Below are 12,355 nucleotides of genomic sequence, written 5' to 3'. Positions count from 1 at the left end.
GGCGTCCGAATCGACGTTGACGAAGCCGATGGCATCGCCGATGGTGCGCTCCAGGCCCAGTTGCGCGGCGCGTGCGCGACTACCGCGGCGGTGGCGGACAATGCCGAAGTATTGATTGTTGGCTGGCCCAAACCGGAGCGTTGCGAAAAAAGCAACTCGTATCCGTACAAGGCCTGGTTCCGGTCCAAGATCGGCTGCCGGCCCAGATAAAATTTCGCGAACTTTCAGGCTCTGGGAGGCCGCATCGTTGCTGGAAAGGTCGATCATAGGGAAATTCCTGACGTGTCCTGCCATTTTGGCATCAAATTCTGCCGGTGTCTGTTAAATTTTCTCGAAGTCCCGCTTTTGCGGCAGGCCATCCACAAAGCATTTCATCTCGCCCGGCACGAAGGCTGTCCATTGCTCATTAGTAGTTAATGGCTGGGTGACGATCAGTGCCACGCGATCATTGGGCGTGGTGACCTGAGAGAAGTCCACGCTCACGTCCTCGTCGGACAGCTTGGCGGTGTCGAACGGGAACTTGCGCACGATGTAATGCAAATGGGTCGAGCAATGCGCGAACATCGTGCGGCCGTCGGAAAGCATCATGTTGAAAGTGCCATGTGCGGCAATGCTGCGCACGGTCTTCTCGACCTGCGCGCGCAGCATCGGCAGCGGCGGGCAGGTGTCGCCGAAACGCTCGCTCAACTCCTGCAGGATCAGGCAGAAGGCCTGTTCGCTGTCGGTGGTGCCGACCGGACGGAAAGGCCCGTGCAGCACCGGCGCAAATTCCTTCAGGTCGCCGTTGTGGGCGAACACCCAGTAACGGCCCCACAGCTCGCGCACGAAGGGATGGCAGTTCTCCAGCATGACCTCGCCCTGCGTGGCCTTGCGGATATGTGCGATCACGTTCTTCGACTTGATCGGGTAGTTCTTGATCAGCTCCGCAATCGGTGAATGGATCGCGGCCTGGTGATCGACAAAATGGCGCACGCCGGCGCCTTCGAAAAAGGCGATGCCCCAGCCGTCATGGTGGGTATCGGTCTGCCCGCCGCGCAGGGCGAAGCCGGTGAAACTGAACACAATGTCGGTCGGGACATTGCAGTTCATTGCTAGTAATTGGCACATCCCTCAACTTTAACATGCGGGTGCCGGTCGATTGGCCGCATAGTAAGCCGATACAACAAGAATCGCGGCAATCCATAAGTAACCTCCGGCACTCAATCCGAGCGACATATTTCCGATATCGGGGCCGCAACCCGGCCCGCCCGCCAGACCGGCGATTGCCAGAAACGAAGCTGCCCCAGGCAGGAACACGTTGCGATTATCGGTCCCGCGCGCCACGCGATAGATCATGAGGAAGTACAGAATGTTTGCGAACCACGCGGGCTGCAAACCTATGATGCCGAGCCAGCCCATGAGCAGGACTTGGAATCCCATCATCTGGTTGGATCGACAAAGCAAGGCAGGCATCAGCAAACTTGATGCATAGGCGCCAACTGAAACGGCCACAATTAGATATCGACTCGGATTGATCAGTGCGCGCTCCCCAGCTTCCCGGTCAATCTTGTTTTCAGTCCCATGCGCTGACCATCACGTAATAGCCGTCCGGATCGCGAAGTGCAAACTCCCTCGTGCCGGTGCTGGGATTTATGCCTGGCTCTTGCTCCAGCTTTGCCACCAGGCCGCGTGCCCTGGCCAGCGCTGCGTCAAAATCGTCGACGCGGAAGAACAGCAACAGCCCGTTGCCGGGCTGCGAACTAGCGGGGCTGGCAAGCGTGGGATGATCGTGCGATCCCCACTGGTGGAGACAGAGCAGGACCGTTCCATCGCTATCCAGGACCTGCCCGAAGAATTCGTGGGCTGGCGCGGTCTTTGGCTGGCCAAACAGTGTCTGGTACCAGTTGAAGCTGTGTGCGACGTCGGCGACGCCGATGATTGTCCAGGTCCGCTTCATCTCCAAACCCCTCCCGGATTCTTAAGTTCAGGCTTCCTGGTTTGCGAAATTGAGTTCAACGCCGTTTCCCGCCGGGTCGGTGAGAAAGATTTGAAGTTGCTGCGTTGCCGGAACGATGGCGACGCGGTACTTGATACCAAGCGAGGTGAGCTTATGCGCATAGGCCGCTTGATCCGTGCACCGGAAGGCTGCATGGTCGAACGTCCCTGCCGGCTGCGCTGGCCGATTTTCATCTGGTCCGGCTTCGGACAGGTGCAGCACTGCGCTCTCACCTGCGTAGAGCCAATAACCAAAGCTGCGAAACGGCGGCCGATGACCGGCAATCAACCCGACCACGTCGCAATAGAAATCACGCAACTCATCGAGCAGCTCTCGCGGTGCGCGCAGGTTGTAATGGCTGAATCCAAGAGCGGGCATGATTTTGATTATCGGCTGGAGGCGTTGGCGGCTTAACTGCGCTTAGAGATTTTTTCGCTCTCATCGAGTTCGGCAATCCGCGCTTCAATGGTTTCGCGACTTAGATGAGGACGGATGAATGGCCAGCACCGTATGGCGAACTCCTGAAACAAGGAAAATCCTTGGCCCATCCCGACAACAAAGGCAACGCCAACAGCAATCAGCACCTCAGCCCTGGGCTCCATTTTGAACAGGGCAAAAAAGAGCAAGGCCAGAACGATCCAGTGCGCAACTTTAAACCATGGGCTTAGGAAAACGCTGCGCGGCGCGCGATCCAAATACTTCAGAATTCCGCGCAGGTATTTTTTCTCATGCAATGTGTTCATAAGTGACTGTACTGTCTTGTTGGCTCTTTTATAAAGCGCAACTATGCCAGCTAAACAGGCATTGAACAATCTCGAACGGAAAACGGGCAGCGCTGACATGGCTGCCCGTGATGGAGCAAGGTAGCGCTCCACCGAAGGATGCAAAAAACCTTAGTGCAGCAGCACTGGTTGACTCATCAGTGCTTCATAGTTGCCCAGAAAATCATCGATCTCCTCGATGGTGGGCTCACTGGCAATCAGTTCGTTAACGTCGCGGCGGAAGTTCTGCGCCATGACCCCGGCAATGAAGATTTCGCGTTTGCCGCCTTTGTCGACAATCTCATAGCCGCCGAAGCGCAAGGCTTCCAGGCTGCGGTCTGCGCCAAATTCGACAACACTGTATTGCTCGCTGTTGTAAATCAGGTTCATATGGCTTCCTTCACGTTTCGTTTCCAAACCGAGATGGGGCTGTCCTAGCCATTTTCAAGCGTTCAGTACCGGCTCCAGGCGCAGCAAGGCGTCGTAAGGGGCGGTGGCAAGCATGGCGCGCAGGCGATCCACGTGAGTGGCATCCGCCAGGCTGATAAAGAGCTGCGCCGGGGGACGGCGCAAGAGACGATTCAATGTAACACGTAAGACAAGATTACCGGCGCAGCATAGGCAGCCGGGAGCGATGCGGTGTACCTGCGGCTGCCATACCGTCGGGTCACTTTCATCATACACCAACGGAGAATTAGCGTCGGCCAAACCTTCAAGGATGACGGCCGTTGGCGCGCCATGCAACAAAACGGCCGCAATCGCGCTCTCACGCGTTGCGGCCGTCGGGCCTGTTACCAGGGTTGTCAGGACCAAGCTTGATCCATCACGCCTGATTCTTCTTAGACAGCTTGCCTGGTTCCACGCCCAGTTGCTTGAGCTTGCGGTACAGGTGGGTACGTTCCAGCCCGGTCTTCTCGGCCACGCGGGTCATACTGCCGCCTTCGCGGCCGAGGTGGTGTTCGAAGTACATACGCTCGAAAGCGTCGCGTGCTTCGCGCAGCGGCAGGTCGAACGACAGGTTGAAGATCGGGTTGTCGCCGTTCACCGCACGTGCCATGCCCAGGTTATGGGTCACCGGCTGCTGTGTCACCTGCACCTGGCCGAAGCTGGTTTCCTCGACCGGCGCTGGCATCACCGGACGGCTCGCCATCACCGGCGCTCGCACCGCTTCCTGCGCCCGGCTCAGCCCAGCCTGCACGGCCTTGAGCAGCTTTTGCATCGCAATCGGCTTTTCCAGGAAGTTCATGGCGCCGATGCGCGTCGCCTCCACCGCGGTATCAATGGTCGCGTGACCTGACATCATGATGACCGGCATGGTCAGCAAGCCATCGCGCTGCCACTCCTTCAGCAGCGTAACGCCGTCCGTGTCCGGCATCCAGATGTCGAGCAAGACCAGGTCGGGCGTGCCGCCTGCGCGGGCCTGACGCGCCTGCTGGGCGTTCTCCGCCAGCGTGACCGCATGTCCTTCGTCGCCCAGGATTTCCGAGAGCAGCTCCCGGATCCCCATTTCATCATCAACTACGAGAATGTTTGCCATGTATCCCTTGCCCCTTCCCTCATTTTTATCGCTCTCTACGCAGGCATTCTATACCTGTCGGCGTGACAATGATTTTATTAGTCCAACAATATTATGCCAACTACACCGACGCCAACTTTAACAGCAAAATCAGCACCGACGCTCCACTACTATCGTCACGGTTCTGGATATCGATCCGGCCCCCGTGTTCCTCGATAATCTTTTTCACCATCGCCAGGCCCAGGCCAGTGCCCTTTGCCTTCGACGTTACATACGGCTCGAACGCGTTGGCCAGGATTTTCGGTGCGAAACCGGGGCCATTGTCCGAGATTGAGAGGCGCACTGCAATACGTGTCCCGCCATCCGCACTTTGATAGATGATGCCCTCGGTGACCACATCGATGCGCGGCTCGGCGTCGGCAGGAGGATGCTCCTGCAGCGCGTCCTGCGCATTTTGCAGCAGGTTGTGGATCACCTGGCGCAATTGTGTGTCGTCGCCCAGGATCATGGGCAGGGCGGGCGCCAGGCTGGCGTGGATGATGTCGTTGCCCTCGCCGCTCACATACAGGTGCAGGATGTCCTCGACCAGGGTATTCAGGTCGAGCGGCTGCAGCACGGCAGGCGGGGTGCGGGCGTAATCGCGGAAGTCATCCACCATGCGCTTCATGGCGGAGACCTGGTTGACGATGGTGGTGGAGGCTTTGTTGAGCAGTTCCACATCGGGGCCGGACAGCTTGGATTCAAGCTTCATCTGCAGCCGTTCGGCTGACAGCTGGATAGGCGTCAGCGGGTTCTTGATTTCATGGGCCAGGCGGCGCGCCACTTCGCCCCAGGCGATCGAGCGCTGGGCCGAGATCACGTCGGTGATATCGTCGAACACCACAATGTAGCCGGTGCCGGTTTCCAGCGGCAGGCGCGAGCCGCGTGTCAGCAGGATCTGTTCATTGTCCTCGGGGCTGCCTGGCTGGCGCGGGATCTCGATCTGGCGCTGCCAATGCAGGCGCGCCACGTTGCGGCCGGCGGCCGTTTGCGCGCTCTGGGCCGAGAAGGCGCTGATGATGGCCGCGGCGAATTCCTGCATGCCCTCCACTTCCGACAGCGGCTGGCCGATCAGCGTCACGCCGGCATGCTGCAGGATACGTTCGACCGAGTCGTTGCAGGTGACCAGGCGGAACTCGGAATCGAGCACCATCACCCCTGCCGACATGTTTGCCAGCACCGATTCCAGGTGGGCCTTGGCGTTCTGCAGCGCGATTCGATTGCGCTCCACCGCGCTGCGCGCTTCGGACAGCTGGCGCGTCATGGTGTTGAAGGATTGGGTCAGCGTGCCCAGTTCGTCCGAGCTGGCCACGATCGGGCGCGGCGACAGGTCGCCTTCCGCCACGGCGCGGGTACCTTCGGCCAGCAGCAGCAGCGGTTGGGCCAGGTCGTTTGCGATCAGGAAGGCGGCAGCGATGGCGCCGAATACCGCCAGCAGCAGGGTCAGGGTGAGCGTCACGATATACATCTTGCGCAGCCCGACGCGGGCCACGAAGCGCTCCTTGTATTCGGAGAAGGCGGTACGCAGCATTTCGCCGTTGCTGGCCAGTTTCTGCGGCACGGCCTGGATGATCTGCAGGTAGCGCGGCGCCAGGTGGGCGCCGGACGGCTGCACCGGATCTGGAATGGCCATCAGCACGCGCAGGCGCAGCACGCTGTTGGCGTCCAGCGGCGCCGGCTGCGGCGCACCGATGCTGTCGTCGCGCAACTCGCCGCCGCCTTCGTAGGCGGCATACGACGGTTCGTCCTTGGCCTTGTTCAGCATCAGCGCGCTCGGCAGGTCGGCCGACAGGTTGATGCGGCGCTCACCCATGGCCGACACGATCAGGCCACCGTCGGTGTCGACGATGATGGCGCTCTGGGTGCCGGGGTGGCGGCGCACGAAACGGGCCAGGGTCGCCGGGGCGGAATAGAACGGGTCCTCAGCCAGTTGGCGCACGGTGCCGCGCGCCTGGGCCTCCAGTTCGGCCAACGATTCGTCCAGGGCCGAGCGCCCCAGGTCCAGGCCTGCGTCCAGCGCTTCTTCCACGCGCACATTGAACCAGGAATCGATGGAATGCGATACGAACTGCACCGATACCAGGAAGATCACCAGGCCGGGCAGCACGCCGATGGCGGCAAACAGCACCACCAGCCGGGTCATCAGGCGCGAGCCAAATTTGCCGCTCTTGTAGCGGGCATAGAGGCGGAACAGGGACACGCCGACCAGCAGCACCAGCGCCACCGCGACCGAGGCGTTCAGGCCAAGCAGCCAGCCGTAATAGCGGTCGAAGAAGCCGGAGTTGTCGGAAGCCGATGCCAGCAGGAACAGCAATATGCTGCAGATCGCTCCCGCGACGACAAACAAATACCTGAGGGCAGACGTCACTTACTCAGCCCTGTACTGGAAGGTTTTCTTGTTCGACGAGAGTCGCCACTCGCTGTTGTTGAAGGCGTTGACCTGGATCGGTTTGGGCAGGTAATCCTTGTCCATGCCCATGCGCAGGGACACGTTGTACGTTTCGCCCACCTTCAGCGCGCCGCGCGGCGCGACTACCCAGCGGGTCGGCCGGCGGATGAAAAACAGGGCTTCGTCCAGCGACTGGAAAGGCTGGGCGACCGAGCCGATGATCTTGACGTGATACTGGCGCGTCAGCACGTCGTACCACAGCTTGTGGGTGCGCTTGGCGGTGACGGCTTTTTCGTCGAACCAGTACCAGCGCGGACGGGTGAAGCTGATTTCGGTGGTGAAGTGCAGCGATACGCCCGATTGCACGGCATCTTCCAGGCCGTGGCTCAATTCAAAGGCGTAGTCGGCACGCAGGCGATACCCTTCTTCCGCCGCCTCGATATAGGCGCGGGTGATCTCCACCGTCTCGTCGGAGGCGTGGGCGGCGTGCGGCAACGCACACGCAAGCGTCAACAGCAACTGCCAGCAAAGGAGTCGAAGAAATCTTTGGATCACTTGCCTGGTGCTCGTCAAAGGGTTACGCATCTTTCTGGAACAATGCGTAGAACAAACCATCGTGATCCTGCCCGGCGCCGCCCAGAGGCAGCAATTGGCCCGGCGCATCGAGGCGTGTGGCGCGGTTGCGCACCGCGAAAGCGGCCGCCTGCGCCTCGGACTCCTGCGGCCACAACGAACATGTCACGAACAGCAATTTACCATTGGGGGCGAGCATTTTCCAAAGGTTGTCGAGAATTTGCGACGAAAGTGTTGCAAGTTGGCGGGTGTCGCTCTTGCGGCGCAACCAGCGGATATCCGGGTGGCGGCGCACGATGCCGGAGGCGGTGCAAGGCACGTCGGCCAGGATGCGGTCGAACTGCTGGCCGTCCCACCAGGTGTCGGTTTCGGCTTCTGCCGGCAGCAGGTTTGCTTGCAATTGGAGGCGGTCCAGATTTTCCTGCACGCGCTGCAGGCGCTTCGGATCGGCGTCCAATGCTGTCAAATTGACATCAGCCAGTTCGAGGATGTGGCAAGTCTTGCCGCCCGGAGCAGCGCAGGCGTCCAGCACGCGCATGCCTGGTTGTACGTCCAACAACGGTGCGGCCAATTGGGCGCCGGCGTCCTGCACCGAGACGTCGCCTTGGTCGAAGCCCGGGATCTGGTGCACCGGCACCGGCCTGGCCAGGCGCACGGCGAAGTCGCCGACCTGGGCAGCTTCGACGCCTTCCGCGGCCAGGCGCACCAGGTAGTCGGCCAGCGAGGTGCGGCGGGAGTTCACTCGCAGCGTCAGCGGCGGCGCCTTGTTACCGGCGGCCAGCACCTGTTCCCAGTCTTTCGGATAGGCGGTGATGACGGAGTCGATCCACCATTGCGGATAGTTATATCTGGCTTCCGGCTGCTGCATGGCTTCGTCCAGCAACTCTTCTTTCTCGCGCAGGAAACGGCGCAGCAGGGCGTTGACCATGTTTTTTGCGCGCGCGGTATCCGGATGGGAGCCGGCTGCGGTGACGGCCTGGTCGACCACCGTGAAGGCTTCGTATGGGGCCGGGCTGCCGTCGGCCGGATGCATCAGCGGCAAGGCGACGGCGAGCAAGGCCTGGACCAACGGGTCCGGGGCTTTCGGCGCCATCAGGCCGATCAGGATTTCGCTCAGGGCCAGCTGGCGCATGGCGCGGTAGGCGATGTCCTGGATTGCACCGCGCGCTTGCGGGGTGACGTTGTTGCTTGCGAAGACTGCTGCCAGAGCCTGCGGCAATGCGGTGCCTTGCTGGACCTGCACGGCCGATGTTGCGGCGCCCATGATCGCGAAGGCCAGCGAGTCCTGTTTCAGCTCGGACTGGAAGTCGGTCTGCACGCGCGGTTTCAGGTCGCGGTGATGGCTTTCGCGGAAGGCTGGCTTGACGGGAGCGCGCGGCGCTGGCGCGTCTGCACCACGGGCTGCCGGCTTGCGGGCCGCCCAAGGCGAGCCAGAAACGGCACCCTCGCCGCCCGCCGCACGGCCGACACCGCGCTGGTTGCCCTCGGCGCGCGAGTCGTTGCGGAACTCGGCGCCTTCGCGCCGGCCGAAACCGCGCTGGCCGCCTTCGCCGCGGCTTTCGCTGCGGCCTTCACCACGGGTTTCGCGATCCGGACGCGGCCCGGAGCTGCGCTGGGCTGCCTCGCCGCTCGGGCGCGGTCCGTTGCTGCGTGGAGCGGATTCGCTGCGTGGCTGGCCGGCCGCGCGCGGACCAGCGGCACGCGGACGGTCCGCCCCCGCGGAGCGCTGTCCGCCATCCCCTGGCGCACGAGGCGCCTTGGCCGCCGGCGCAGCCGGTTTAGCCTTTGGTTTGAGGGATAAGGTTGGGCGCTCTTTCTTAGTCATTGCAATCCTGTCATCGCGCCCGCCAGCCGGCGGCACGGCCATGCGGCCGTGTTCATCGCGGTAAATCTGTGAAAACCAAGATTGTACCCGGGTTAAGCGCCCTAACCCCTTGTTTCCCCCTGATTTACCGGTTCTTGCAAACAAGTATAATGTTCCTCTTTCAGACGTTCCCGGCTATTCACATGCTCGCCCAACAAAAGCAAGAGATCATTTCCCTGTTCCAGGCCGCCCTCGCGCCGATCCTGGAAGGTTCCGACGTTACAGCCAACGTGGTGCTGGAGCGCCCGCGCGACGCGTCGCACGGCGACGTCGCCTGCAATATCGCGATGCAGCTGGCCAAGCAGCTCAAGATGAACCCGCGCGAACTGGCACAGAAAATCGTCGCCGCGCTGCAGGAATCCCCTGCCGGCAAGGCCCTGGTGGCTTCCGCCGAAATCGCCGGCCCTGGCTTCATCAACCTGCGAGTGACCGACGCTGCCAAGCAGTCCGTGGTCAAGGCGGTGCTGCAGCAAGGCGCAAGCTTCGGCCAGAGCGAGTCCCTGGCCGGCAAGAACGTCATCATCGAATTCGTCTCCGCCAACCCGACCGGCCCGCTGCACGTGGGCCACGGCCGCCAGGCAGCCCTGGGCGACGCCCTGTCTTCGCTGTTCGAAGCGCAAGGCGCCAAGGTCACCCGCGAGTTCTATTACAACGACGCCGGCGTCCAGATCCAGACCCTTGCCAATTCGGTCCAGTGCCGCGCCAAAGGCTTCAAGCCGGGCGACGCGGAATGGCCTGAATCGGCCTACAACGGCGACTACATCGCCGACATCGCCGCCGATTTCCTGGCCAGGAAGACCGTTTCCGCCTCCGACGGCCAGCCGGTGACCGGCTCCGGCGACGTGGAAGACATCGAAAACATCCGCGCCTTCGCCGTCACCTACCTGCGTAACGAGCAGGACATCGACCTGCAAGCCTTCGGCGTGAGGTTCGATAACTACTACCTGGAATCCTCGCTGTACTCCGACGGCAAGGTGGAAAAAGCCGTGGAAGCGCTGGTCGCAAACGGCCACACCTACGAAGACGGCGGCGCGCTGTGGCTGCGCACCACCGACTACGGCGACGACAAGGACCGCGTCATGCGCAAGACCGACGGCGGCTACACCTATTTCGTGCCGGACGTCGCCTACCACATCGTCAAGTTCCAGCGCGGCTTCACCCAGGCCATCAACGTGCAGGGTTCCGACCACCACGGCACCATTGCCCGCGTTCGCGCCGGCCTGCAAGCGGTCGGCCTGGGCGTCCCGCAAGGCTTCCCTGACTACGTGCTGCACAAGATGGTCACCGTGATGAAAGACGGCGCCGAGGTGAAAATCTCCAAGCGCGCCGGCTCCTACGTCACCGTGCGCGACCTGATCGAATGGTCCGGCGGCGGCGACATCACCAAGGGCCGCGACGCCGTGCGCTTCTTCCTGATCTCGCGTAAAGCAGATACCGAGTTCGTGTTCGACGTCGACGTCGCACTCAAGACTTCCGACGAGAACCCGGTCTATTACGTGCAATACGCCCACGCGCGTATCTGCCGCATGCTGGAAAACTGGGGCGGCGATGAAGCCTCCGTGGCCAACGTCAACCTGTCGCCGCTGACCGCGCCGACCGAAGCTACCCTGCTGGCCGCCCTGGCCCAGTACCCTGAAGTGCTGGCCCGTGCCCAGTCCGAACTTGGCCCGCACCAGGTAGCCTTCTACCTGCGCGACCTGGCCGCCGCCCTGCACTCGTTCTACTTTGCCGAAAAGGTGCTGGTGGAAGACGAAGCAACCAAGCTGGCCCGCCTGGCCCTGATGGTTGCCACCCGCCAGGTGCTGCGCAACGGCCTGGCACTGATTGGCGTTTCCGCTCCTAACCAAATGTAAGGTCCACATGGCTTTTCGTTCTCCGCGTTCGCAAGAAGGTAACACTCTCGTTGGCTTCATCATCGGCCTGGTTATTGGCCTGGTCATCGCCGTCGTCGTAGCCCTGAGCATCACCAAGGGCCAGACGCCGTTCACCGACAAGGCGCCGAAAAACGGCAAGGCGACCGATGAAGCATCCGGCCAGATCGCCGATCCGAACAAGCCGATGTACGGCAATAAGGAAGCGGTGAAAAAGGCGAACAGCGAGTTCGAGCGCGACAACGCCAAGAAGGCGCCAGCCGACGAACTGCAGAAGGTAGTGGACACCATCCAGGCGCAGGGCCAGTCGCAGGCCAAGGCTCCGGCCGCTCCGGCCCCGGCTCCAGCGCCGGCCGCCACTTCGCCGGCGGCGCCACCGCCAGTCAACAGCGCAGCGCCGCCGGCACAGGCAGCCGCGCCGGCGCCCGCCCTGCCAGGCGAAGACAAGTTCGTGTACTACCTGCAGGCCGGCGCCTTCCGCGAGGTCGGCGATGCCGAGAACACCCGCGCCAAACTGGCCCTACTGGGCTTCGAGGCCACGGTCTCCGACCGCGCCACCGACGCCGGCGTGCTGCACCGCGTACGCATGGGTCCTTTCACCCAGGTGGAAGCCATGAACAAGGTGCGTGCCAAGCTGTCCGAAAACGGCATCGATGTTGCCGTCGTCCGCAATCAAAAATAAGGGAAGTCTGAGCGATGAAACTGTTTAAGCAGATCCTGGCCACGGTCCTGTGCAGCATGGCGTTTGGCGCCGTTGCTTCCCCGGCGGCTCCGGTTGCCGGCACCGATTTCGTTGTGCTGCCCGAGCCGCAGTCGGTCGACTCCGGCAAGAAGGTCGAAGTCATCGAGTTCTTCGCCTATTACTGCCCGCACTGCTACGCGCTCGAGCCGGCGATGGCGGCCTGGGTCAAGAAACAGGGCGACAATGTAGTCTTCAAGCGTGTTCACGTGAGCCGCGGCCCGTCCGTGCTGCCGCAGCAAAAGCTGTACTTCGCGCTGGAAGCCATGGGCCTGGTGGAGCAGAATCACGCGAAAGTATTCGCTGCCATGCATGAACAGGGCAACTCCCTGCGCAACGACACGGCAGTGATCGACTGGGCCGCCAGCAACGGCATCGACAAGACCAAATTCACCGAGGCCTATAACAGTTTCGGCGTGGCCGCCAAACTGCGCCGCACGGAACGCATGATGGGCGATTACCGCGTCGACTACTGGCCGATGCTGGTGGTCGATGGCAAGTACATGACCTCCCCTGCCGAGGCAAACAAGAACGTCAAGCCGGTGCCTAACGAAGCCCAGCAGCACGCCAATGCGCTGACCGTGCTGGACTTCCTGGTATCCAAGGCCAAGGCGGAGAAGAAGTAAGG

Annotated in this window: 14 protein-coding genes and 1 pseudogene; 3 read left to right on the top strand and 12 right to left on the bottom strand. The window is 61.9% G+C overall.

What is annotated here, in order from left to right; all coding sequences use genetic code 11:
* The 12 genes and pseudogenes from ACQ4MM_RS14495 to rsmB all read right to left on the bottom strand — a co-directional run.
* A pseudogene (locus tag ACQ4MM_RS14495) lies at positions 1 to 267 on the bottom strand (EAL domain-containing protein); the annotation flags it as partial.
* 54 nt (positions 268 to 321) lie between these two features.
* A complete protein-coding gene (locus ACQ4MM_RS14490) occupies positions 322 to 1,107 on the bottom strand; it encodes a class II glutamine amidotransferase (protein ID WP_431478019.1) in 786 nt (261 codons plus the stop codon).
* A 9-nt stretch (positions 1,108 to 1,116) separates the two neighbouring features.
* Positions 1,117 to 1,458 (bottom strand): hypothetical protein, encoded by a 342-nt coding sequence (locus ACQ4MM_RS14485; RefSeq protein ID WP_431478018.1) that lies wholly within the window; start codon positions 1,456 to 1,458, stop codon positions 1,117 to 1,119.
* 94 nt (positions 1,459 to 1,552) lie between these two features.
* Entirely contained in the window at positions 1,553 to 1,936 is a 384-nt protein-coding gene (locus ACQ4MM_RS14480; protein ID WP_431478017.1) for a VOC family protein, read from the bottom strand.
* Positions 1,937 to 1,963: 27 nt separating this feature from the next.
* The gene (locus ACQ4MM_RS14475) at positions 1,964 to 2,353 is read right to left on the bottom strand and encodes a VOC family protein (RefSeq protein WP_431478016.1); all 390 of its coding nucleotides are present in this window, start codon (positions 2,351 to 2,353) and stop codon (positions 1,964 to 1,966) included.
* Positions 2,354 to 2,385: 32 nt separating this feature from the next.
* A complete protein-coding gene (locus ACQ4MM_RS14470; protein WP_431478015.1) occupies positions 2,386 to 2,850 on the bottom strand; it encodes a hypothetical protein in 465 nt (154 codons plus the stop codon).
* An 18-nt stretch (positions 2,851 to 2,868) separates the two neighbouring features.
* Entirely contained in the window at positions 2,869 to 3,126 is a 258-nt protein-coding gene (locus ACQ4MM_RS14465; RefSeq protein WP_055928525.1) for a BTH_I0359 family protein, read from the bottom strand.
* Positions 3,127 to 3,180: 54 nt separating this feature from the next.
* The gene (locus tag ACQ4MM_RS14460) at positions 3,181 to 3,321 is read right to left on the bottom strand and encodes a hypothetical protein (protein ID WP_431478014.1); all 141 of its coding nucleotides are present in this window, start codon (positions 3,319 to 3,321) and stop codon (positions 3,181 to 3,183) included.
* 238 nt (positions 3,322 to 3,559) lie between these two features.
* On the bottom strand, positions 3,560 to 4,273 hold the full coding sequence (locus tag ACQ4MM_RS14455) for a response regulator (RefSeq protein ID WP_431478013.1): 714 nt from the start codon (positions 4,271 to 4,273) through the stop codon (positions 3,560 to 3,562).
* A gap of 100 nt (positions 4,274 to 4,373) precedes the next feature.
* The gene (locus tag ACQ4MM_RS14450) at positions 4,374 to 6,659 is read right to left on the bottom strand and encodes an ATP-binding protein (RefSeq protein ID WP_431478012.1); all 2,286 of its coding nucleotides are present in this window, start codon (positions 6,657 to 6,659) and stop codon (positions 4,374 to 4,376) included.
* Complete coding sequence (locus ACQ4MM_RS14445; RefSeq protein WP_431478011.1) at positions 6,660 to 7,193, bottom strand: DUF4390 domain-containing protein; 534 nt, start codon at positions 7,191 to 7,193, stop codon at positions 6,660 to 6,662.
* Positions 7,194 to 7,257: 64 nt separating this feature from the next.
* Positions 7,258 to 8,517, bottom strand: coding sequence for a 16S rRNA (cytosine(967)-C(5))-methyltransferase RsmB (gene rsmB / locus ACQ4MM_RS14440; RefSeq protein ID WP_431478021.1), 1,260 nt, complete (start codon positions 8,515 to 8,517; stop codon positions 7,258 to 7,260).
* Between the two features lie 743 nt (positions 8,518 to 9,260).
* Here rsmB and argS point away from each other — a divergent pair.
* The 3 genes from argS to ACQ4MM_RS14425 are packed head-to-tail and all read left to right on the top strand — an operon-like array spanning position 9,261 to position 12,353.
* Positions 9,261 to 10,970, top strand: a complete 1,710-nt coding sequence (argS, locus tag ACQ4MM_RS14435) for an arginine--tRNA ligase (protein WP_431478010.1) — start codon at positions 9,261 to 9,263, stop codon at positions 10,968 to 10,970.
* A gap of 7 nt (positions 10,971 to 10,977) precedes the next feature.
* Positions 10,978 to 11,670 carry an SPOR domain-containing protein gene (locus ACQ4MM_RS14430; protein ID WP_431478009.1) on the top strand — a complete coding sequence of 231 codons (693 nt, stop codon included), beginning with the start codon at positions 10,978 to 10,980 and terminating at the stop codon, positions 11,668 to 11,670.
* Positions 11,671 to 11,684: 14 nt separating this feature from the next.
* Positions 11,685 to 12,353: a thiol:disulfide interchange protein DsbA/DsbL gene (locus ACQ4MM_RS14425; RefSeq protein ID WP_431478008.1), complete on the top strand. Its 669-nt coding sequence runs from the start codon at positions 11,685 to 11,687 to the stop codon at positions 12,351 to 12,353.
* The last annotated feature ends 2 nt before the right edge of the window (positions 12,354 to 12,355 follow it).

The sequence above is a fragment of the Massilia eburnea genome (assembly GCF_050709955.1).
GTDB lineage: Bacteria > Pseudomonadota > Gammaproteobacteria > Burkholderiales > Burkholderiaceae_D > Rugamonas > Rugamonas eburnea_A.
Note: the sequence above shows the minus strand (reverse complement) of the source record. Positions and strands in the feature narration are given on the sequence as shown.